This window comes from Comamonas sp. FG99, from assembly GCF_057808605.1.
Genome location: NZ_JBMDII010000004.1, coordinates 17393 through 39783, shown reverse-complemented (window position 1 = coordinate 39783; position 22391 = coordinate 17393). Strand labels below are relative to the sequence as shown.

General features: G+C 65.1%; 20 protein-coding genes. 8 read left to right on the top strand and 12 right to left on the bottom strand.

What is annotated here, in order from left to right; all coding sequences use genetic code 11:
* A complete protein-coding gene (bfr, locus tag ACODRX_RS03960) occupies positions 1 to 465 on the bottom strand; it encodes a bacterioferritin (protein WP_488869742.1) in 465 nt (154 codons plus the stop codon).
* 261 nt (positions 466 to 726) lie between these two features.
* On the opposite strand from bfr, the gene ACODRX_RS03955 reads away from it, so the two are divergent.
* The 5 genes from ACODRX_RS03955 to ACODRX_RS03935 all read left to right on the top strand — a co-directional run bounded on the left by ACODRX_RS03955 (position 727) and on the right by ACODRX_RS03935 (position 6132).
* On the top strand, positions 727 to 1230 hold the full coding sequence (locus ACODRX_RS03955) for a sigma-70 family RNA polymerase sigma factor (RefSeq protein WP_488869741.1): 504 nt from the start codon (positions 727 to 729) through the stop codon (positions 1228 to 1230).
* Positions 1227 to 2195 (top strand): FecR domain-containing protein, encoded by a 969-nt coding sequence (locus tag ACODRX_RS03950; RefSeq protein WP_488869740.1) that lies wholly within the window; start codon positions 1227 to 1229, stop codon positions 2193 to 2195. Before ACODRX_RS03955 ends, ACODRX_RS03950 begins: the two co-directional genes overlap by 4 nt.
* Positions 2196 to 2325: 130 nt before the next feature.
* Entirely contained in the window at positions 2326 to 4746 is a 2421-nt protein-coding gene (locus tag ACODRX_RS03945) for a TonB-dependent siderophore receptor (protein WP_488869739.1), read from the top strand.
* Between the two features lie 17 nt (positions 4747 to 4763).
* The gene (locus ACODRX_RS03940; protein ID WP_488869738.1) at positions 4764 to 5906 is read left to right on the top strand and encodes a PepSY-associated TM helix domain-containing protein; all 1143 of its coding nucleotides are present in this window, start codon (positions 4764 to 4766) and stop codon (positions 5904 to 5906) included.
* Positions 5896 to 6132, top strand: coding sequence for a hypothetical protein (locus ACODRX_RS03935; protein ID WP_488869737.1), 237 nt, complete (start codon positions 5896 to 5898; stop codon positions 6130 to 6132). Before ACODRX_RS03940 ends, ACODRX_RS03935 begins: the two co-directional genes overlap by 11 nt.
* A 282-nt stretch (positions 6133 to 6414) precedes the next feature.
* On the opposite strand, the gene ACODRX_RS03930 is transcribed toward ACODRX_RS03935, so the two are convergent.
* The gene (locus tag ACODRX_RS03930; RefSeq protein ID WP_488869736.1) at positions 6415 to 7668 is read right to left on the bottom strand and encodes an arsenic transporter; all 1254 of its coding nucleotides are present in this window, start codon (positions 7666 to 7668) and stop codon (positions 6415 to 6417) included.
* Between the two features lie 721 nt (positions 7669 to 8389).
* On the opposite strand from ACODRX_RS03930, the gene ACODRX_RS03925 reads away from it, so the two are divergent.
* On the top strand, positions 8390 to 9280 hold the full coding sequence (locus ACODRX_RS03925; RefSeq protein ID WP_488869735.1) for a helix-turn-helix domain-containing protein: 891 nt from the start codon (positions 8390 to 8392) through the stop codon (positions 9278 to 9280).
* A gap of 86 nt (positions 9281 to 9366) precedes the next feature.
* Here the strand turns inward: ACODRX_RS03925 and ACODRX_RS03920 are convergent, their stop codons facing one another.
* The 10 genes from ACODRX_RS03920 to ACODRX_RS03875 form a co-directional block, all read right to left on the bottom strand.
* Complete coding sequence (locus ACODRX_RS03920) at positions 9367 to 11016, bottom strand: filamentous hemagglutinin N-terminal domain-containing protein (protein WP_488869734.1); 1650 nt, start codon at positions 11014 to 11016, stop codon at positions 9367 to 9369.
* A 76-nt stretch (positions 11017 to 11092) separates the two neighbouring features.
* Positions 11093 to 12781, bottom strand: coding sequence for a ShlB/FhaC/HecB family hemolysin secretion/activation protein (locus tag ACODRX_RS03915; protein ID WP_488869733.1), 1689 nt, complete (start codon positions 12779 to 12781; stop codon positions 11093 to 11095).
* 14 nt (positions 12782 to 12795) lie between these two features.
* The gene (locus tag ACODRX_RS03910) at positions 12796 to 13464 is read right to left on the bottom strand and encodes a hypothetical protein (protein WP_488869732.1); all 669 of its coding nucleotides are present in this window, start codon (positions 13462 to 13464) and stop codon (positions 12796 to 12798) included.
* The gene (locus tag ACODRX_RS03905; RefSeq protein WP_488869731.1) at positions 13461 to 14009 is read right to left on the bottom strand and encodes a CS1 type fimbrial major subunit; all 549 of its coding nucleotides are present in this window, start codon (positions 14007 to 14009) and stop codon (positions 13461 to 13463) included. Before ACODRX_RS03905 ends, ACODRX_RS03910 begins: the two co-directional genes overlap by 4 nt.
* A 29-nt stretch (positions 14010 to 14038) precedes the next feature.
* Positions 14039 to 14512 (bottom strand): hypothetical protein, encoded by a 474-nt coding sequence (locus ACODRX_RS03900; protein ID WP_488869730.1) that lies wholly within the window; start codon positions 14510 to 14512, stop codon positions 14039 to 14041.
* A 39-nt stretch (positions 14513 to 14551) separates the two neighbouring features.
* Entirely contained in the window at positions 14552 to 15586 is a 1035-nt protein-coding gene (locus ACODRX_RS03895) for a hypothetical protein (protein ID WP_488869729.1), read from the bottom strand.
* 43 nt (positions 15587 to 15629) lie between these two features.
* Entirely contained in the window at positions 15630 to 16676 is a 1047-nt protein-coding gene (locus tag ACODRX_RS03890; protein ID WP_488869728.1) for a hypothetical protein, read from the bottom strand.
* A gap of 51 nt (positions 16677 to 16727) precedes the next feature.
* Positions 16728 to 17408: a pilus assembly protein gene (locus ACODRX_RS03885; RefSeq protein ID WP_488869727.1), complete on the bottom strand. Its 681-nt coding sequence runs from the start codon at positions 17406 to 17408 to the stop codon at positions 16728 to 16730.
* Between the two features lie 51 nt (positions 17409 to 17459).
* Complete coding sequence (locus tag ACODRX_RS03880) at positions 17460 to 19595, bottom strand: TcfC E-set like domain-containing protein (protein ID WP_488869726.1); 2136 nt, start codon at positions 19593 to 19595, stop codon at positions 17460 to 17462.
* Positions 19596 to 19824: 229 nt separating this feature from the next.
* Complete coding sequence (locus ACODRX_RS03875; protein ID WP_488869725.1) at positions 19825 to 20391, bottom strand: CS1 type fimbrial major subunit; 567 nt, start codon at positions 20389 to 20391, stop codon at positions 19825 to 19827.
* Positions 20392 to 20918: 527 nt separating this feature from the next.
* Between ACODRX_RS03875 and ACODRX_RS03870 the strand changes: the two genes are divergently transcribed.
* Together ACODRX_RS03870 and ACODRX_RS03865 are read left to right on the top strand one after the other, a co-directional pair.
* Positions 20919 to 21590 (top strand): hypothetical protein, encoded by a 672-nt coding sequence (locus ACODRX_RS03870; RefSeq protein WP_488869724.1) that lies wholly within the window; start codon positions 20919 to 20921, stop codon positions 21588 to 21590.
* Positions 21583 to 22284 carry an RES family NAD+ phosphorylase gene (locus ACODRX_RS03865; RefSeq protein WP_488869723.1) on the top strand — a complete coding sequence of 234 codons (702 nt, stop codon included), beginning with the start codon at positions 21583 to 21585 and terminating at the stop codon, positions 22282 to 22284. Before ACODRX_RS03870 ends, ACODRX_RS03865 begins: the two co-directional genes overlap by 8 nt.
* Positions 22285 to 22391: the final 107 nt, after the last annotated feature.

Genomic DNA, 22391 nt, shown 5'->3' with positions numbered 1-22391 from the left:
TCAGCACTGGCTTTGCAGGTAGTTCTGCAGCCCGACCTTGTCGATCAGGCCGAGCTGCTTTTCCAGCCAGTAGGCATGGTCTTCCTCGGTGTCGCGCAACTGTGCGAGCAAGATGTCCCGGCTCACATAGTCGCCGTGCTGCTCGCACAGCTCCATGCCCTGGCGCAGCCCGGCGCGCACCTCGTACTCGGTGGCCAGATCCTTGCGCAGCATCTCGGGCACGGTCTCGCCGGGCGTGAACTCGGTGGGGCGCATGTCGGGGCGGCCGCCGAGCATCAGGATGCGCCGCAGCAGCGCGTCCGCGTGCTGGGTTTCCTCCTGCATCTCGTGGTTCAGCCGCTCGTAGAGCTGGGTGAAACCTTGGTCCTCGTAGGTGCGCGAATGCACGAAGTACTGGTCGCGCGCGGCGAGCTCTCCCCTCAGGAGTTCTACCAGGTAGCTGATGACTGCAGGATGGCCTTGCATATTGTTGTTCTCGGTGGAGGTTGCGAAGACTGAAGTATCGGCCAATCGGCGCGGCGCACCCGCCCGGGCGCGAAATACCCGCCCATCGGGGCTCTGGATGCAATCCGTAGGTAGAAGCATTCTCATTGCTCGCGCTGCATCGAGCCGCTGGATGCTGCCGCCCTGGCCCGGCGGGAAATTCCGGGCCAGGGCCATGGGCGATAGAATACAAATGGAAATTATTATCATTTCATTGGCTACCTGATGTCCGGAGATTGCCCTGTGCCTGCCGCCCCGTTTGCCGTGCATTCCGAGATGCATGCCCTTTACCGCGACCACCGAGGCTGGCTGCAGGGCTGGCTGCGCAAGCGCCTGGGCAATGCCTGCGATGCGGCGGACCTGACGCAGGACACCTTCGTGCGCGTGCTCATGCGCGAGCCCAGCCAGGAGCTGCGCAATCCACGCGCCTTCCTTGGCACCATTGCCCATGGGCTCATGGTGAACCTGCTGCGCCGCCGCGATCTGGAGGCCGCCTATCTCGATGCGCTGGCCAGCCAGGGGCTTGCGCACGCGCCTTCGCCGGAGGCGCGCGCGCTCGCGCTGGAGGCGCTGATGGAGATCGATGCCATGCTGGATGGGCTGCCGCCCAAGGTGCGCCAGGCGTTCTTGCTGGTGCAGCTCGAAGGGCTGGAGCATGCCGAGGTGGCCCGGCGGCTGGGCGTTTCCGTCAGCTCGGTGCGCCAGTACCTGGCGCGGGCCATGCAGAACTGCCTGATGCTGGCATGAGCGAACTGCGCGGCCCTTCCCCCGACCCACTCGATCCCCATATTGCCCGGGCGGCAAGCGAGTGGTTCGCGCTGCTCAGCTCGGAGTCGTGCACTGAGGCCGAGCGCCAGGCCTGGCGGCAGTGGCGCGGCGCCCACCCGCAGCACGAGCGCGCCTGGCAGCGCGTGGAGCAGGTGGCGCGGCGCCTGGGCATGCTGGAGCCGGCGGCCGCGCTGGCGGTGCTGGCCACCCCGGGGCAGGCGACTGTGCGGCGGCGGCAGCTGCTGGGGTCCCTGGCCATGGCGGGGATTGCCGTTGGCAGCGGCTGGCTGGGCTACCGGCACCTGCCATGGCGCGCATGGGCGGCGGACTACCAGACCGCCACGGGCGAGCGGCGCGAAGTCGTGTTGAGCGACGGCACCCGCCTGATGCTGAATACCGCCACGGCGGTGAACGTGGCCTACGGCCCCCGCTTGCGCCGCATCGAACTGGTGCGGGGCGAGCTGCATATCGCAACCGCTCCCGACCCCCTGGCGCGCCGCTTCGTGGTGGCGACCAGGTTTGCCGAACTGACGCCCGTGGGCACGCGGTTTTCGGTGCGGTTGCAGGAGGCCGGGTTGCGTCTCACGGTGCACGAAGGAGCGGTGCAGGTGCAGGGGCCGCAGCTGGCGCGCCTGGTGCGCGCCGGGTCGGCCGTGTTTGTCGATGCCCAGGGGCCGGGCGAGGCCGAGCCGGCGCCGCAGAGCGCCGATGCCTGGACCCGCGGCATGCTGCTGGCCGATGACATGCGCCTGGCCGACCTGGTGGCCGAGCTGGCACGCTACCGCGCAGGGCGCCTGGTCTGCGATCCGGCCGTCGCGGGGCTGCGGGTGTCGGGCACTTTCCCGCTGCAGGATAGCGACCAGGCGCTGGCCGCCGTGGCGCGTGCCTTGCCGGTGCGGGTGGTGGCGCTGACGCGGCTGTGGGTGAGGGTTGAGGCAAGGTAAAAATGATAGCTAATAGCCATTGACTGCCAATGGTCTCGATCATTTTTCTTGTTTTTTTGCATTTCCAGCTGTCACTTTGCCGTTCTCGATTGGCTATGGAGGTGAAACCATCACCATCGAGGAGCGTTGCATGAAATTCCATCCCCTGGCCTGTGCGGTCTTGCTGGCGGCCGCACCCGCCGCCCACGCGGTTCAGGCCGAGATCCCCGCGGGGCCGCTGGGGCGGGCGCTGTCCCTGTACGCATCGCGCGCCGGCGTGGTGCTGTCCTTCCCCTCGGGCCTGACCGAGGGGCTGCGCACCCAGGGTATCAAGGGCGAGTACTCGGTCAAGGCCGGCTTCGATGCGCTGCTGACGGGCAGCGGGCTGGAGGCCGTGGCCACGCCCGAGGGGGGCTATACGCTGCGCCGCACCGCAGACCGGGCGCAGCCGCAGGCCCCCGCGGCCGTGCCCGCGCCAGCCGCTGCCGCCGGCGAGGCCGCGCTGCCCACCGTGACGGTGACGGCCGCGGCGGCCCTCGGCGCAGGCGGCGGCACCACGGGCTATGTGGCGACGCGCAGCAGCAGCGGCACCAAGGCGGATACGCCGCTGATCGAAGTGCCGCAGTCCATCAGCGTGGTCACGCGCGCGCAGCTCGACGACCAGGGCGCCACCACCGTGCGCGAAGCGCTGCGCTATACGCCGGGGCTGGTGTCCGAATACCGCGGCGCGGGCGGCACGCGCTACGACACCATCCTCTACCGGGGCTTTGGCGGCGGCATCAACTACGACTACTCGTTTCTCGACGGCATGCGCCTGCTGGGCGGCAACTACGCCGTTCCGCAGGTCGACCCCTACCAGCTGGAGCGCATCGACGTGCTGCGCGGCCCGGCCTCGGTACTGTATGGGCAGGGCACGCCGGGCGGCATGATCAACCTGGTGAGCAAGCTGCCCACGGCAGAGCCTTTGCACGAAGTGCAGCTGCAGGTGGGCAACCGGGGCTGGAAGCAGCTCGGGTTCGACCTTGGCGGGCCCCTGAATGGCGATGGCACGCTGTCGTACCGCCTCACCGGCGTGGGGCACAGCGGCGATTCGCAGGTGCAATACCAGAAGGACGAGCGCGCGGCGCTGTCTGGCGGCATCACCTGGCAGCCCGATGCCGACACCCGTTTGACCCTGCTGATGCGCTACCAGCACGACCCCGAAGGCGGCTACTTCGGTTTTCTGCCCGCGCTCGGCACGGTGAAGCCCTTGCCCGACGGCTCGTACATCTCGCGCGGCTTCTTCGACGGCTCGCCGCAGTACGACGAGTTCAACCGCACGCAAAGCTCCATCGGCTACCAGTTCGAGCGGCGCATCGACGAGCGCTGGAGCCTGCAGTCCAGCCTGCGCCTGATGCACGTCGGGCTCGACTACAAAAGTGTCTTCACCTCGGGGCTGGACGTATCCGTGCCCGGCAACCCCAGGCTCCTGCGCAGGGCCATCTTCAACAATGCCAGCTATAACGCGATTACCGCGGACAACCGCGCGCAGTACAGCTTTCGCTCGGGCGGGCTGGAGCACAAGCTGCTGGTCGGGCTGGACTACCAGCGCCTGAACTACAACGAGGCGCAGGGCATGGGCAGCGCACCGTCGCTCTCCATCGCGAACCCCGACTATGGCGCCGCCATCACCGCGCCCGCGATGTCCACGCGCTCGCGCCAGGTGCTCGACCAGGTCGGCATCTACCTGCAGGACCAGATGAAGTGGGACCGCTGGACCTGGCTGGTGGGCCTGCGCCAGGACTGGGCGGGCAACAATCGCGCGGAGCGGGTCAGCGGCAGCGCCGTCGACCAGTCCGACCACGCCTTCACCGGCCGCACGGGCCTGGTCTACCAGTTCGACAACGGCGTGGCGCCGTATGCGAGCTACTCGCGCTCGTTCCAGCCGGTTGCCGACGCCGATGCCCAGGGCAGGCTGTTCAAGCCCACCACGGGCGAGCAGGTCGAGGCCGGGGTGAAGTACCAGCCGCCGGGCTCCAAGGCCTTCGTCACCGCGGCGGTGTACCAGCTCACCCAGAACAATGTGCTGACCACCGACCCGAGCAACACCGCCTACAGCATCCAGACCGGGCAGGTGCGCACGCGCGGCCTGGAGCTCGAGGCCCATGCCAGCGTCACGCGCAACCTGGACCTGATCGCGTCCTATACCCGCACCGACAATGTCAATACGCGCAGCACCACGGCGCAGGACCTGCATCCGACCTACGTGCCCGACCAGTCTGCGGGCCTGTGGGGCAGCTACCGCATACGGGAAGGCGCGCTGGCCGGCCTGGACCTGTCTGCGGGCGTGCGCTACACCGGGCGCAGCTGGGCCGATGCGGGCAACACCATCCGGGTGCCGGCCTACACGCTGCTGGACGCGGCCCTGCGCTACGACCTGGGCATGGCCAATCCGGCGCTGCGCGGCACCACGCTGGCGCTCAACCTGAGCAACCTGTCCAACAAGACCTTCGTCTCGGCCTGCGCCACCGCCACCAAGTGCTTCTACGGCGCGGGCCGCACGGTGCGGGCGACGATGACTTACCGGTGGTGAGGCGTGGCGTGTCCGTGATGTCGGCGCGGGCCCTGGCCCGCTGGCGCTGGGTGCATGAATGGTCCAGCCTCGTCTGCACCGTGTTTCTGCTGATGCTGTGCCTGACGGGGCTGCCGCTGATCTTCCATGACGAGATCGACGGCTGGCTGCAGCCGGACGCCCCTGAGGCCGCCGCCGGTATGCAGCACTCCGCCGCTTCGGCGCCGGACATGGACGCGGTGATCGAGCTCGTGCGCCAGGCCTATCCCGGGCGCAGCGTGCAATTCGTGGTCTGGCTCGATGAGCCGGGCCGCTTTCGCGTCGGATTGAGCCGCAATGCGCAGCAGCAGGGGCAAAAGCCCTTTGCCCTGGTCGACGGCGTGAACCGCCGCATCGTGGGGGAGGCCTGGAGTGAAAAGGACTGGCGCAACGGCGGCGCCATGTCGGTGCTGCTGATGCTGCACACCAATTTGCTCATGGGGCAGGGGGCCCAGCTCTTCCTGGGGGCTATGGGGGTGCTGTTCGTGGTTTCGCTCGTGTCGGGCACGGTGATCTACGCCCCCTTCATGCGCCGCCTGGCGTTCGGTACGGTGCGCACCGGCCAGTCCCGGCGCCTGGCCTGGCTGGACCTGCACAACCTGCTGGGCATTGCCGGCTTGCTGTGGATGCTGGTCGTCGGGCTGAGCGGGGCCATCAACACGCTGGACGCGACGATCTTCGGCGCCTGGCAGAAAAGCGTGGCGCAGCAGCTCAAGCTGGAGTTCGCCGCTGCCAGGCCCGTGCCCCGGCCGCAGGGCCTGCACAAGGCGGTGGACGAGGCGCTGGCGCTGCTGCCGCACAGGCAGGTGAGCTTCGTCGCCTTTCCGGGCTCCATGTTCGCCACCCCGCGCCACTATGCCGTGTACCTGAAGGGGGATTCGACGCTGACCTCGCGCCTGCTGCATCCGGTGCTGGTCGATAGCGAAAGCGGGGCGCTGGTGGACGTGGGCGACCCCCCGTGGTTTCTGTGGGCGCTGGAGGTGTCGCGGCCGCTGCATTTCGGCGACTACGGCGGACTGCCGCTCAAGATCCTGTGGGCCGGCTTCGATCTGCTCGCCATTGCGGTCCTGGGCAGCGGCGTGTATCTATGGGTTGCGCGCCGGCGCCGCCCGCCTGCAAGGGCCTGCGGCCATGCGAAATGAGCTCTTCTCCCGCCGCAAGGAACTGCCCGGCGGCTTCTGGTTCATCTGGCGCATGCCGCTGGCATTGGCGCTGGCCACCGTGCTGGGCCTATTCGCGGCGCTGCTCGATGCCGGGCCGTGGCGTGCCCTTGCCTGGGCGGCCCTGGCGCTGCCGCTGGCGGTGGTGGTGCACTGCGCCGTGCGCGCGCTGTGCGGCGAAAGACCGTTGCCGCCGCCGGGTGCTTGAGCGCTTTGGGGCGCGCCGCCGTCGCAGGCCGCACGGCGGTGGCCGGCCTAAAATATTTTGACTATTTTTGTAAAGTGAATGAGATACATTCTCATTTCTGTGTACAATGCGTCCATTGCCGGGGAATCGCATTGCGCAGCTTCCCCGGTCAAGGTTTCATCGTGGGGCGACCAAGGGTCTTCAGCAGATCTCAGTCGCATTTGCTAGCCATCGGTTTTACCGACCAGCCATGCTTCTTTTTCCCGCGATCATGAGCCCTCGGCACCGCCGCGGGCAACCCGCTCACGGCCCCAGCAGCAGCCGTGCAGCCACCGCCAATACCAGCGCGGGCAGCATCACCGCCGCGCCGATCCGCAAGAACTCCGCAAAGCCCACGTCCTCGCCTTCGCGCCGAATGCACGACAGCCAGAGAATCGTCGCGAGCGAGCCCGTGATCGACAGGTTCGGGCCCAGGTCCACGCCGATCAGCAGGGCGTCTATCACCTGCTCGGGGCTGTGCGCCAGCGATACGGTGGCGCTGGCAATCAGCCCGGCCGGCAGGTTGTTGATCGCATTGCTGCCCAGCGCGACGACGAGCGCCGAGCCGGCGGCCGCCGCCAGCGCGCCGTGCAGCGTGGCCTGTGCCAGCGCGTGCGCCAGCCGGGCGATGACGCCGGTGTAGGCCAGCACTTCCACCAGCACGAACAGGCCGGCGACCAGCGGCAGGATGCTCCAGGAGATAGCGCGCACCAGCGCCAGCGGCGAGCGGCGCTCCTTCACCAGCACGGCCAGCGCGGTCAGCAGGCCCAGCACCGCCGTGGGCAGGCCCAGCTGCCTGTCGAAGGCCGAGACCGCGAGCAGGGCGGCCGCGGTCAGGCCCATGCCCGCCAGCGTCAGCTTGCCGCTGGCGCCGAGGGCGGGCACTGGCAGGCCGGTGGCGCAGCTCCCCTTGAGATCTTCTGCCTGCGTCCAGCGCAGCACGAAGAAAGTCGCCGCTATCGACAGCAGCGAGGGCAGGGCAAAGCGCGCCACCCAGGGGCCGAGCGCCGGCGTATGGTTGGCGTACAGCACCAGGTTCGCCGGGTTGGAGATGGGCAGCACGAAGCTTGCCGCATTGGCGATGAAGGCGCACACATACAGCAGCGGCAGCGGCTTGGTGCCGGCCTTCTTCGCGGCCGCGAACACCGCGGGCGTGAGCACCACGGCGGCGGCATCGTTCGAGAGAAAGGCGGTCACCGCGATGCCGACCAGGTACACCAGCAGAAACAGCCGGCGCGGCGATCCGTTCGCATGGTTGACGGCCAGCGCCGCGATCCAATCGAACAGCCCCTCGCGCCGGCCCAGCTCGGACAGCAGCATCATGCCGCTGAGAAAGAGGTAGACATCCATGCCCTTGCCGACCGCGCCCAGCGCCAGCCCGATGGGCAGCAGCCCGCACAGCACCAGCAGCAGCGCGCCGGCAACGGCCCAGACCGCTTCGGGCCAGCGGAACGGGCGCAGGATCACGCCCGCCGTCGAGGCCAGGGCGATGCCCCAGGAGAGAAAGGTTGGATTCATATCGTCACAGTTGCCTGCCCGGCCGGATCGTGCCGAATGCCGCAGGCGCTGGCAAGTGCCGCGCGTCCCCCAAGCCACACCGCCGCGATCAGCAGGCCGCACAAGCCTGCGACAAGCAGCCAAAGCGCCAGCAGCTGGGTGGAAAACGACGGTCTCGGCATGGGCAGCCAGTGTAAGAAAGACGAGCGGGCATACAGGCGGAAAACCACCCCGGCCCGGATATTGTTTTACCTCTCCAGGCGCTGCCGCACCCGGGCAGTTTAGCAAAGCCGCCCGGGCTTGCCGGCGCGGCGCTGGCCGTTTGGCGCTGCGGCCTTGGACATTGCGCTCGGATATTGCGCTTGGATATCACCCTCTCACAGTGTTCTCGCATATTGCTCTCAAATATGGTCGACTCCATGTAATACATTCAATTTTCTGGCAATAGCTTCTAAAGACTCTTGAATATTCTCGAAAGATTTTAAAAAAATCGAAGGATTTTCATATACACCGAGCTTTGGCCTCTTCAGAATCCGTTTCCGAAAAAACTCGGCCCGCCGTAACTTGCTACGGCGGGCTTTTTTGAATTTTCCTGCCTGAGCCAAGCCGCAGCCCGTTGCCGGCTGCATTGGCGCTATTTGGCGGGTAGTGGGAGCCTGGGCGGTGCTGTGCTGGTGGATAAATACATGCGGCCGCATCGGCAATGGTTGGGAGGATATTGCATGGAATCTTTTTTAAGACGGTGAAAAAACCCGAGTTTCGGCTGAGCGATACGGTATATACCAACGACGGCATCGAGGTGCTCAAGTCGAGCGAGGGCATGGGCTGGTCAAATATCTATGCCCAGATATCCCAGGAAGACTCGCTGGAAGCCATCTGCCCGGGCTCCAGCAATATCTGGCTGACGCTGGCGCTGCAACCTCTCAAGATCTGGCGGCGCGCTGGCGAGTACGAAGACGAAGGCAAGCTGCCGGCGGACAGCATTTTCATTGCCGGCAATGGGGAGTCCATCCATACCGCGATCAAGGGGCGGGCGCGGGGCCTGCACCTATTCGTGAAGCCGCAGGTATTCGACGAAGTGGCCCATGAGATGTTCGGCATATCCGCCAGTGGGAGGCCGCTGGTTGATTCCGCCTTCGGTTTGCGGGATCGCGCGTTGAGCCTGCTCATGCGCAGCGTCAAGCTGGCCATGGATGACCTGCACGACGTGTCAGGCCTCAAGGCGGATCTGCTCGCGCATGCCATCGCGGCACACGTCGTGGGCCGCAAGCCTTCGGGCTCGCTACGGGCGAGCGGCTATAAATATGGACTTGGCAACCATCGCCTGAAAATCATCATGGAATATATGCATGACAATCTGGGCTCCAGCATGCGCCTGCCTGAGCTGGCGCATACCGTCGGCCTGGGCAACACGGCTTTCATCGCCCAGTTCAAGGAAAGCGTGGGGCAGACGCCGCACCAATATGTGATGAAGGCGCGTATTGAAAAAGCCTGCGATTTGCTCAGCAAGACCAATATTCCCTTGAGTGAAATTGCCTATGCTTGCGGTTTTTCCGATCAGGCGCATATGAGTACGGCACTCAAGCGTGCCATGGGGGTTACGCCATTGAACTATCGCAGCGATTTCAGGTAATGCAGCCGTATTTTCAAGGCGATATCACCCTCGCGGGATAGCGCAAGGGTTTTTATCTGCCTGCCTTTATCCGCCTTTATCCGTGTTTACCAGCGCGGCGCATAGGCCGGCCATGCCGCAAGCTGCGCAAACACCGGCGCCGCGCCAAAGCCCCAGCCGCCCAGGCCCGCGTTACCCCAGCTGAAGACCGGAGCCGCCGCCGCGGAAGGGCGCATGCCCGGGTTGGCGCCGTTTTGCGTCTGCTGCACCGTGGCATGGCTGGTGCCGGGCGGCACATTGGCGCCGCTCTGAAGCTGGTTCACCACCATGCCATTGGCCCCGGCGGGCAGGTTCGCACCGCTCTGTGTCTGGTTGACCACGACATTGCTGGCACCGGACGGAACATTGGCGCCGCTCTGGACCTGGTTCACCGTGATACTGGCCGTGCCTGGCCGCTGCGTTTGCCCCTGGCCGGGAACGTGCGTCGATTGCACAGGCGCCATGGGCTTTGCCGCCGCCTGGTAGCCCGCGATCAGGCCGTGGTTCATCGTATAGCCCGTGGCCCGGGTGAGGCGGCCCGCGCTGGTGATGGACGCGCCCTGCGCGTTGAGCAGGCTGCCCGCGCTCAGCGTCACCCGGCTGTCGCCGCGGATGCTGCCGTGGTTGGACACCTGCCCGCCCGCGATGCTGAGCGCGCCGCCGCTGTGGATCTCGCCACGATTGGCCACCGAGCCCGCCTGGCTCAAGGCGCCGGCGGCGCGGATCGCGCCCGCGTTGTCGAGGCCGCCGGCCACCGAGATGCTGCCGGCGCGCACCAGGCCGTCGTTCGACAGCCCGCCCGCCACCGACAGGCGGCGGCCCGCCACGATCTCGCCGGCATCGGCCACGCGCAGCCTGCCGGTGCTGGAAACCGAGATGTCGCCGGCCACCGCCTGCAGCTTGCCCGCCACGTTGACCCCGACCCCGGCGGACTGGCCCACCAGCCGGATGCTATTGGCATGCATGCTGCCCAGCTGCGCCACGTCGATGGCAATGGCGGGGGCCTCGCCACCGCTGCGCGAGCGGCTGGAGGTGAGATTGGCATCGGTCTCGCCGCGCAGCGCATAGGCGTTGAGCGTGGCCGCCTGCACCGCGGCGTTGATGCGCAGGCTGCGCGCCACCAGGTCGAGCGTGCCGGCGTTGGCGGCGTCGAGGCCCCGGCCAGCGATATCGATGCGGCCCTGCTCGGTGGCGAATTGCGCCAGGCGGCCCTGTTCGTCCAGCAGGGTGCGGCCGGCCACCAGCGATACGCGGCTGGCATGGATGAAGCGGGCGCCGTCCGCGCTGATGCCGTTAGGGTTGGCGATGATCACGCGCGCCCGCTGGCCGGCCACCTCCAGCGCGCCCTCGATGCGGCTGGCCGCGCGGCCGCTGACTTCGTTGAGGATCACCGTGGCGGCCTGGCCGTTGAAGTGGGGGTTGGCCTGCACCGTGCCGCCCAGCGCGGTGCCCGCGGGCTGGGCGGCGTTGTTCAGGATCAGCCCGGCCGGGCCCACGTTGAAATCGGTGTAGCGGTTGTGCGACAGCCCGTGGCGGTCGGGCGCGGCGATGTTGACCACGGGCGTGCCATTGGTGCTCGCCAGCGTGGGCTGGCGCGCTGCGCCGGGGTCGGCGCTGACGGCCGGCTGCGCATGCAGCGCCGCCGCCGGCGCGGCCAGCAGCAGTGCCGCGGCGAGCCGGCTGCGGCGGGCGGGCAAGGAGAAATACGAATGCTTCATGGATGGGTCCCTCTCGGTTGAACAAGCAGCCGCGGCAAGTGCCGCGGATGCGGATGTGCCGTGCGCCGCGCCTTGGTCAAAAGCGCGTGCTCAGCGAAAAATCGATACTGGCGCTGCGTTGCGGGAAATGCTCCGGCTGCACCAGCGGCAGGCCCAGGGCCAGGTCGTAGCCCAGCGTGCGTGCCCGGCCCGGGATCTGCCCGCGCAGCCCCAGTGCGGTGCCGGCAAGCCAGCGCTTGGCGCCGCGCCCGCCGGGCGCCGGCGCGGCCTGCCCGGCGTCCAGCGCCACATAGGGCTCGGCATGCGCGGCCCAGGGCAGCGAGATCTCGTTGCGCCAGATCCAGCCGCCGGGGCCCGCCAGCGTGGCGTTGCCGTCGAAGCCGCGCACCGTGTAGCGCCCGCCGATCTGCAGGTATTCGGTGGGCGGCACCGGCACGGGCGCGTGCTGGCGCAGCAGCGTGCCCTGGTAGCGCAGGCGCAGCCCCGCGAGGCGGCCCTCGGCATCGGCCGACAGGCGCGCATTGAATAGCTGGTAGCGACCATTCCATGCCTCTTGCCCGTACAGCGTGCCAGGGTGGGCGCTCAGCCCGGGAAGGCCGCCGCGCAGGCTCAGCGATGCGCTCCACAAGGCGCTGCCGCGCCTTTGCCTGAATGCCGCGCCGAGCTCGTAGCTGCCAAGGTCGCGCTTCCACTGCTGCAGCTCGCTGCCGCCCACCCAGCTGCGGTCCTGGCGGCGCGCCAGGCGCGCGAACACCGAGGCCTTGCGCCAGCCGTCGCGGTGGAGCACATAGTCCAGGCCCGCGTCGATGCGGCGGGTGCGGCCATGCAGCGGCAGCGGCGCGCCGCCAAGGCCGTGCAGCAGGGGCTGGGCATGGCTCCATTCGCTGGCGCCGAGCGAGAAGCGGGCATAGCCCGCCGCCACGTTCCAGCTGGCGCTGGCCGCGCGCGAAGCCCGGCCGTGGTCGCGGCGCGCGGCCTCGCTGGAGTAGCTGAGGATGAGCTGGTCGTACAGGCCCAGCGGCGAATCCACCGCCAGCACCGCGCCCAGCTGGTTGCGGCCGGTGGCGTGCTGGCCGGCGTTGTCCAGGCTCAGCAGCCCCGTCGCTCGGCGCGCCGCCGCTGGCGGGCGCAGCTGCACGTCGGTCTCGCCCAGCGCATCGCCCGGCAGCAGGTCGAAAGCCGCGCTCGCCTGGCCGGGCAGGCGGCGCAGGTTTTCCAGCGCCTGGTCGAGGTCGCGCAGGTTCAAGAGCGCCCCCCGGCCCTGCGGGAACAGCGGGCGTGTCCAGCCCAGGGCCGGGGCACCGCTGCGGATCTCGCCCAGCCGGCCCGCGATCACCTCGACCCGCAGCCGGCCGCTGGCCAGGTCCTGCTCTGGCAGCGCCACCTGGCTGGTGACATGGCCACGCGCCACCAGCCGCCGCGTGAGCCAGCGCCGGTACAGCGCCAACCCCTGGGCACCGACGCAAGCGCCGGCGAGCGGAGCCGGGCGGGCAAGCCAGGGCAGCTCCTCGATACCGTGCCAGTCGATGCGATGGATGGGAAAGCAGGGCGATTCATCGGGCAGCTGCGGCGGCGCATCCGCCCCGGCCGGCGAGGGCGAAAGCACGTCGGGCTGCGCCAGTGCACGGGCCTGGTAGGCGCCCAGCTGCTGGCCCTGGTGGCGCCCGGCCTCCAGCGCCTGGGCGGGCGGCCCGCTGGCGCGGGAGCTGGCGGCGGCGCACAGCAGCAGCGCCGGCAGATACACCGTGGCGGCGTTTCTCTTCATGGCGCTACCGGCGCTCAGCCATGCGCACCCGGCAGGCAGGGCGGCTGATCCGGAATGCTGATCTGGCTGCCTTGCAACAGCTTGGGCACGCCGGGGTAGACATTGAAGGATTCCACTGCGCGCTTGTCGACGGTTGCACCCTTGACCTGGACGCGCGTGTTGCCGCTCGCGCTCAGCCGGGCGCCCTGGGCCTCGCAGGCGAGCGACAATTGCGCGCTTTCCTTGGCCGGCAATTGCCGCACCAGGGCACTGAATGCCAGGCTCACCACCACGCTGCCGGCCACACCTTGGCGGCGCGGGTCTTGCGGGCTGATGACCGGCCGCAGCTCAAGGCGGTAGACCTGCTCTTGCTCGACCGCCTTGAGCGGCTTGAGGAAGACGGTCTTGCTTTGCCCCGGCGCCAGCGCCAGCCGGAAGGGGTGGGCATACAGCGGCGGATCCGGCGTATCGGTGATCGGCTCCAGCCGCTCCTCGGCGAGTTCGGCACCCGGGTTCAGCAGCCGCGACAGCGAGATCGAGACGTACTCCGGCCGGTCGCCTTCGTTGAAGACTTCTATGGTGGCTGGTGCGCCGCGCACCACGGCCACTTTCGGCTGGATGTCGATGGCCGCGGATACCGGGAGCGCGGGGAGCGCCGCCGCAAGGCCGCACGCCACGAGCACAGCGCTGCGCGCAGCCCTCATGGCGCGACCGCCACCGGCTCGAAGGTCAACGACAGCACGCCGCTGTAGGTGCCGGCGGTGCTCTTGAAATCGCCTTCCGGTGGGCGGGCCGAGACCGCCAGCGCGTAGTAGCCGATGGAGTCCGTATCTTCGCTGGCCGCCGCGGGGTTCTGGAACTGCGTGTCCGCGCCCACCGAGAGCACCTTCGGCGCAGCGCCATCCGCGCCGAGCGTCACCTTGGGCTCGCGAAAGACCTGCGCGGCATTGCCAGCGCGGCGTATCTGCAGCGGCTCGTCCATGCGAACCTGGAAGACCCCGCTCGACGAGACGATCTTCAGCCGTGCCTCGACTTCGTACGGCGCATCCCAGCCGCCGAGCTGCTGCATTGCCAGCCCCTGGTCGAACCAGTTGCCATTGGCATCGGTGACGAACAGGTTGTCCGGGTTCTTCACGAAGGCGGTGATGGCGCTTTTGTTGTCGCCCTTCATGATGATGTCGGCCGCATGGGCCGGCGCGGATGCCGCGCCGGCCAGAACCAGCAGGCCCATGGCTATCTTTCTGTACATGTCGCAGTCCTTTCGAGTTGGGGGTGGGGTTAGTTCGCCGGGGCGAGCTGGTAGACCAGCGCGCCGTATCCAATGCTCACGACCAGGGGCGCGGATGCCGCAGGCGCTCCGGAGGCTTCGACGGACACCTGTTCGCGGGGCCGGAAGGTCACCCGCCATACGCGGTGGCTGCTTGGAACGCCCAAGGCCTTCAGGCTCATGCGGTACCGCTGGCCCGGCGCCAGCACCAGGCGATGGGGCGTCACCAGCAAGGTGGGCTGGGCCACTTCCCGCATGGGCAGCAGTTGCTCGGGGGATTGCCCGGGGTTGAGCAGCAGCTTTTGCTCCACGTCGAGGAAGAGTGGCGTGTCGCCCTGGTTCTCTGCATAGAGCTCAGCGGCTGGCGAGCCCGCCTCAATCCGCACTTCGGTGTGGGACAGATGCAGCAGGCCCGCCGCCAGGCCCTGCGCGGGCAGCAGCAAGCCACCCAGGCATGACAGCAAGGCGGCACCGAGGGCCAGCATCCGCCAGTGTTCATGGCTACGATGGAACATGCGCCGACCTCAGGGCTGTGCCACCACGGTAAAGGTCAGCACATCGCTGTAGTTGCCGCCTTTTTGCTTGTGCGCGGCGTCGGTATGGAAAGTGGGGGCAAAGCAGGTGCGCCCCTGCTTGTTCAGGTTGAAGTAGGTCTTGCCCGCATTGGGAAGCGAGACTGTCCCCGGACCAGTGCCTTCTTCCAGCAGCAAGCGATAAGGGATGGTGTCGGCGGGGGAGCTGGCATGCTTGAGCAGATAGGACTTGCCATCCATCGTTTTGCCATTTTCGCTTTCGGCTTCAAGAATGTATTTCTGGTAGATGACGTATTGGCTGCCGTTGTAGTCAAAGCAAAGCTGGTCTTTGCTTTCGGCCAGCTTTATCTCAGTTGTTTCGCCGCGCTTCAATTCGCCCAGATCCCAATCCGGTGCTTTCATTGTGATTTCCACATCCTCGGGAGGGGGTGGCAGCTCCGGGTCCTTTATCATTTTGCAGCTCCCGTTTTTGTTGCCGGGTGCGATATAGGCAAGGCCCTTGATTTCTCCCATGTCGTCTCCGGTGGTGTAGTTTCCGGCTCGCAATCCAATGGCTGGCCATTGCCGGATTTGGGAGTTTTTGATCCGCGCAACAATCTTGCCTGTTATTGGTCTGTATTGGGCCCAGCTTTGCAATTGGTCTACTTCGCCGCTATAAATCACATATCCACGTCCTCTGTAATGATGCGCAGATGGCACGCCATTGAGTGTGACCGATTCGGCAATGGATTCGCTCGGTCTGAGCATTCCATTGGCGTCGTAGGTGTAGAGCAGAACGCCGCGTGACTTGAAAGTCGTTCCTTGAGGAATGTTTTGGTACCACCAGCCAATAGTCACTTCGACTGTGCTTGTGCCGTCGCCGTTGTCGGTGTATTGGCAGTCGCTATACCCGCTGCTTACATTTCCGTATTGAAGCTTGGTGGTGATGGCTTGGCCAGAGACATTGGCCGTGCCAAAGGCGAGGCACGCGATCAATATGCAGCCGATTCCTTTGACTTTTGTTTGTCTTGCGCAAATCTTGGACATTATTAATCCTGCGTGGAGTTCAATGATTGAAGCCGAAATGCGATCAAGGCTGTGCCGTAACAGTGAAGGTCAATACATCGCCATAGCTGCCGCCCTTTTGCTTTGCCGCTGCATTGGCATGAAACGTGGGCGAGAAGCAGGTCCGCCCCTGGCTGCGCAGGCTGAAGTAGGTGTTGCTTGCACTGGGAAGCGAGACGCTGGTGGCGGCGCCGCTGCCTTCATCCAGCCGCAAGCGATAGGGGATGGTGTCGCCGGGTGATTCGCTGTGCTTCAACAGGTAGGACTTGCCATCGCTGGTATGGCCGGTTTCGCTCTGGGCTTTCAGGGCATACCGTTGGTGGGCCACAAGTCCGCTGTTGTAGGTGAAACAAAGCTGGTCTTTGTTTTCGTTGAGCTGTATTTCGGTTTCTTCGCCGCGCTTCAGTTCCCCCAGGTTCCAGTCTGGTGCATTCATGTTGATGACCAGGTTTACGGGTGGGGGTGGCGTTTCGGGATTTATTATCCTATGGCATTGGCCATTTGTACTGGTTGTCGATAAATAGGCCAATCCCGTGATCTCTGCCATGTCGTCGCCAGTTGTAAAGTTCCCGGCGCGCACGCCGATGGCGGGCCAATGCTGCAAGTGGTAGTTGTAGAATGTTGCCGCGACCCTGGCGGTAATATCTCCTGTCTTTATCCATGTGCCTGTAAGCGCACCGTACATGGTGTACTTTGAATGCGTTTCATCTTTGTATACCCGGGTGTACCGCTGCCCATCAAGAGTCACCGATGTGGGAACCGAGTAACTTGTATCGAGTGAGCCATTGGCGCCATAGGTGTAAAAAAGCACTCCGCGAGATGCGAATAGCTTGCCTGGTGGTACATGGTTAAGCGCTGGCTTCCATGCGATAGTCACTTCGATGGTGCTGGTGCCATTGCCATTGTCTTTGTAGTAGCAGTCGCTATAGCCATAACTCAGATCGCTGTATTGCAGCTTGATCTGGGCCGACACATTTTTTGCGCCAAGCATCAATGCCAGCAATGACAGAAGAGCGAGAGAGTGCCTCACGCGGTACTTCGGATTTTTGGAAACCATGGGGATAAGATTCATGACTTGCGTTTGATAATGGCCTGAGGCCATAGATCTGCCACTATTGCCATTTCAACGGCACTCCATGTTCTGCGGCTTGCCGTCGATCGAGAACGAAAGCCGCTTGCCTGCAAATACCTGCGGATGGCCGGCGAACACGGCCACCTGGTTTTTCTGCGCACCGGCTTCGGTGCTGACATCGGACAGGACCAGGCGGACGTTGCCGGTGTTCTCCAGCTGCACGCCTTCGGGCGTGCAGCGGTGGGTCCACCCGGAACGCTGCTTGGAGGGGGCCGGCATGTGCCGCACCAGCACGCCGTAGCCGACCGAGACGGACATGGGGGTGTCGATCTTGTCTTGTGCAACTTCTTTCACCTGCAGCGAGCGCACTGGAACGATGTAGAGCCGGTACAGCTCTTCGCTATCGGGGGTGTACAGCGAGCGCAGGGCGATGTTGCGGCTTTGCCCCGGGCCGAGCGTGACCTTGTCGGGGTTTGCCAGCATGCCGGGCCGATCCACTTCGCCCAGGGGCACCCGGGTTTCGGGCTCCAGGCCGGGGTTGGTGACCTTCTGCACCGAGATCGAGAGGTAGAGCGGCGCATCGCCCATGTTCCTCACCAGTACGGTGTGCTCGTGCTTGTTGTAGACCTTGACCACTGCTGGCATCACCAGCAACTCGCCCTCGGCATGCGCGGGGGCGGCGATTGCGCCCAGCGCGCAAGCCATGGCAAGAAGAGCCGTACGAAACTTCATTGATTCATTCCTGTTGTTGGGTTCGTCATTTGCGCCGGTTATTCGCAGCGCTTATTCGCATCGGTAGGAGCTTTCGCTGACCGTGTTCTTCAGGTCGCAGCGGTAGCTTTTGCCCGGCTGCTCGACCGTGATGCTGGGCAGCACCGTCTTGCTCACGATCGAGAACAATCCGTTGGGATGCGCGGTATCGCCGGTTTCGGCGATCCGGCCGCTCACCGGCTTGCCGTTGCCGTCGATGAGGACGCCGCTGTACACCATGTTGATGTCCACCTTGGCCTGGGCTGAGTACACCTGGCCCGGGTGGGCGCGCACGATGTTGGCCGGCACTTCGATGTTCATGTCCATGTCTTCGCTGCTGTTCGACACCCGGGCAAAGGGCAGGTCGCGGTAGCCCCTGAGCGGGACCGCATAGGTGCTGCCGCCAGCCACCGGGTGGCCTTCGACGTTGAAGCCGTAGCTCGTGCCGGCCAGGCCCGGGGTGCTCAGCAGCAAGGCGCTGCCGCTGGAGCTGTAGCGGCCCAGCGCAATGCCTTGCCCGTTGGCCGCCACCATGCCGCGGTAGTTGAAGTTGAGGTTGGTGATGTCGGAGCTGTGGCCCAGGTTCAGCGAGGCGTCGCCGCGCGTGCCGGAGCGGCTGGCGTAGGCGTTGATGGAGCTGTGCCGGTCCAGGCGGCTGGCGGTCACGCCTGCAGTGGTGGTGCCGTAGCTGTCTTCGAAGTCCTTGCGGTAGTCGCCGCTGAGCTGGGTTTGCCCGCCGTAGCGCGCGGCGCGCAAGCTCGCCTGGTTGCGGTCCAGCGTCCAGGTGGTGTTGAAGTACAGCGCGTAGCTGCCGCGCTCGCGCAGGTAGCCGCCCTTCTGTATGCCCAGCGAGAAGGCGGACCACAGGCCGTTGGGGCGGTAGTTCCAGCGCAGCTCGGCCTGCTGGGTATCGCCGCGCTGGTGCTTCTGGTAGTTGTAGGCGAACACCGTTCCCGCGAAGGCGCGGCTGTACGAGAGGCTGGTGCTGGGCGCGCCCCAGTACAGGCGCGAGACCTTGTCGGTGTTCTGGTAGCGGCTCAGCGACAGGCTGCCGAGCAGCTCGTCGTTCATGCTCAGGTTGAAGTACCCGCCGGTGCCGCGCTCGCCGCTCAGCAGGCCCACGGTCGGGTAGAAGTCGGTTGCGCCGAGGCGCATGGGGCGGCTGGCGTTGGCCTCGGCCGCCCAGCGCGAATGGTCGCCCCAGACGAGCGAGGTATTGAGGTAGAACTGGCTCAGGTTGCGGCTGGCCGAGGCCTGGAACAGGTTGCCGCCATGGTGCATGTCCTCGCCGGCGGTCAGGTGCCACGAGTTGCCGCCGCCGCGCGAGAAGTTCAGGTTGTTGATGTCGCGCGTTTCGCGGCTAAGGATGTTGCCGTTGCGGTCCACCAGCCGGATCTCGAGCGGGTAGTAGCCGCCGGGCAGGTCGTGGTAGCTGTATTCGTTGCGCCCGAGCACGGCCGGGCGCCGCAGGATCAGCCGGCCGTTGCGGTAGAACTCATAGCTGCCCTCGCCGGTGGAGTACAGCACCAGCGAGCCGACGTCGCGGTCCGAGCGCAGATGCTCCTGGCTGCCGATGGTGACGAAGTGGTCGAAGCTGGGCGCCAGCAGGGTGCTGACCGATCCCGATCCATAGTCGAGGCTGTTTTGCTTGCCGGCGCGCAGGTAGGTGTTCGCGAAGTTCTTCTGCAGGAAGTACGAGGAAATGCCCTGGTCGCCGTAGCTGTTGCCGCGCACCTCGGTGTGGTTGGCATACCAGTTCATGAGGCCAAAGCTGCGAAACGGCAGGCCCAGCCAGGTGTTGCCGCTGGCATTGACCGAGCGGTAGTTGTCGGAGGAAGCGCGCAGGTCCAGCGACTGGTTGTTGACCAGCCCCCAGGTGGTGTTGGGCGCCAGGTAGTCATCCCGCGAATTGCGGATGTTCAGCGTGCGGCGCTGCTTGTCGATGCTGACGTAGTAGCCCTCGACCTTGAGGTCGCAGCCGCGGCCGCAGAGCTTGTAGTCGATGCCCGACAGGACTTTCCGTATGGTTTCCTGCTCTTCTTGCGCGATGCCGTTCTCGGTATACCGGGCCGAATCGAATGCGAGCTTTTTGTGTTCTTGTGAATAGCTGATCAGATCGGGGAGGGTTTTTCCATTGAATGTCGCAACATAGCGTGCGCCATTGTCCATTTCGGCGGCGCTGAATCCCTCTGGGACGCCATAGGAGATTTTCACTTCTGCTATGGCTGGAGCATTTATCAAGGCTAAAGCCCATACCCAGGTTTTTCCGGGGCGAAATAATGACTGGTAAAAGTGCATTCCCGCGCTTTCTTGGGCGAAGAAGATAAAAAAAACCCCGGGCCGGCGCAGCCAGGCCGGGGTTAAACTGGAGTGGAATTAGAGATTGCTGACTGGGAAATTAACCGCCGATGCTGCCGCTTTCGCCGCCGCTTTCACCGCCGCCCGAACCGCTGCCGCCGCCGGCTGCCGCGACCGGCTCGAAGACCAGGACGAGGTCGCCGCTGTAGGTGCCGTTGTCGTTGGTTCCGCCGGGGGCGTCGGCGGTGATCTTCAGATCATGGATTTCGTCCATGCCGCCATCGCCGGGCTGCACCTGGGTGACCTTCAGCGGGGTGGCGCCGAACTCGACCGCACCTTCGCCGCCCGAGTGGGCCAGCGAAACCGCGACGTTCTTCATTTCCTTGCCGCCACCGGTCAGGCGCAGCTTGTGGCCGAGCGAGACATTGAACTCGGTGCCCTTGGTCCACACGCGAACCGGCAGGGTCTTGGTGAAGTGCGTCTGGCGGAAGTCGTCGGCCACCAGGCTTTCGGTGCCGTACCAGGTGGAGCCGTCGGGCTTGGAGACGAAGATGGCGTCGTTGATCTCGGCCGTCAGCGTGATCGTCTTGTTGACCGGTGCGGCATGCGCCATGCCGATGAGAGCGCTGGTCAGCCCCAAGGCGATCAAGGTGTTCGACAATTTCATATTGGATTTTCCAAAAGTACAGTTGATTAAAGGCGACGCAAAAAAATGCGAAGCCAACTCGTTGTGTGGATAGATTTCGTATCCACCCGTTGAGTATCTGTATCGGAAAGCCCCGGATATTGAAGAAAAAATCGAAATTGGAGATTATTGCGCGATGGAATTTACAAGACGAATGGGTGGTAATTCGGCGAACGCGAATTTGCGGGCAAGCGCCTGTCTTGATGGTTGAATATGGGGTTCATGGATTTGCCGAAGCCCTGGCCAGGCATACAAGGCGGTTCCGGACAGTAGCGGCTGGCAGACCGCCTGCGCTTGCGAATGCCTTGCCGCAGATGACTTTGTTGGCCGCAAAGCTGCAGGGCCTGGCGCATGAGAAGTGAGCCGCCCATGCCACCACCTTCGGGCGGATTGCGCGGGAAGTGCTGCCCGGCTGGCCCTGCCTGGCGCAGCCATGCATTTAAATGGTTATTATGGATATGGTAATTTATGATAACCTATATATCTATCCAGCCCGCAGGAGAGCATCCATGAATGCCGTACATGACCATCCTGGGGTCTCCACCCTTGTGGGAACCCCGAAGGAAATCCAAGACCGGCTTGGGCAGTCGCATGCCGACCAGGTGCTGGTGCTCGCCTTTGAACACAGCAATGCCGCCATGCTGAAGACGCTGGTCGACAACATGTCAAACGTCGCCTCGTCGATGCTGGAAGTGTTTTTGACGCAGGATAGAGAAGTGGTGGAGCACTTGGCCGATGTGCTTGTGCCCCGGGCGCCTGCATCGCCGCGTTTGCTGAAGGAAGCGATGATGCTGGCCCAGGCGCGCAAGGCGGTGCTGGACAGCGGTGACTGGCTGACCGCTGCCGATGTAGCGCAGCTGGCCGGCTTGAGTGCCACCAATCCGAGCGCGCAACCGAACAAGTGGAAGAAGCAGGGCCAGATTTTCGCCATACATCACAACGGGGTTGATTATTTCCCTGACTACGGCTTGGACCGGGATGCGAACTTCCGGCCCCTGAAAGCCATGGCCCGGGTGATCGAGGCGCTCGGCGAGCACAAGAATGCCTGGGGTATGGCCTACTGGTTTCTTTCTGCCAATAGTTTTCTCGGCGGCAAACGCCCACAGGACTTGATCGCCGTTGCGCCCGAGGATGTGATTGAGGCAGCGAGGGATGAGGTCGCTGGGGTAGCTCATGGCTGAGCGCCATGGCGCCTCCTTGAGCTCTTTCTCATCGGAGGCCGCTGATGGCGTTGTTACGCCAGTGCCATCCGATGCATTGAACGTCACATGGATCTCGCTGAAGGCCGGGCTGATGTTGCATCGGGTGCACCTGGATCAATACAAAGCGGATCAGTTCAATCCAGGCATCCGAGGCAACGCGCGGTTCAGCCCGATACGGGACTTGGCGGGAAACGCTATTCCTACCCTGTACGTCGGTGTGACCATGGATTGCTCCTTGATGGAAACCATTTTCCATGATGTGCCCCATGCGCCAGGCTTCAAGACGTTGGACAGCGCGAAATTGCTGGAGCAAGTCCACTCCGTGGTGGAGGTCACCGAGGATATGCAATTGGTGGATCTTGCCAACGTGCCTTTGCGAAAGCTGGGAGTGAGCCGCAGGCAGCTTATCGATACGGAGAAGGACCAGTATCCGGCCACACGCCAATGGGCGGAAGCCTTGCACCGCCAATGTCCAAAGGCGCAGGGCCTTTCATGGGTTTCGCGTCAGGACGATACCGCGCGTGCCATGGTTCTCTTCGGCGACCGTGTGCATCGCGGTGCGCTACGCTCTCATGGCGACTCGCATAGTCTGTTGAACGACGGCAGCGCCTATGAGGCCGTGCTTGATCTGGCGAGCCGCTTGGGCGTGCTGATCGTGTCGGGCAAGGACTGACCGCCGGCGCGGCCGCGCCACTATTGCATACCGCAGGACGCCGTGCCCACACCTGCGAATGCCCCGCCGCCGCCCGCGACGGATTCGCGGCGGCTGTGCGTTGAATG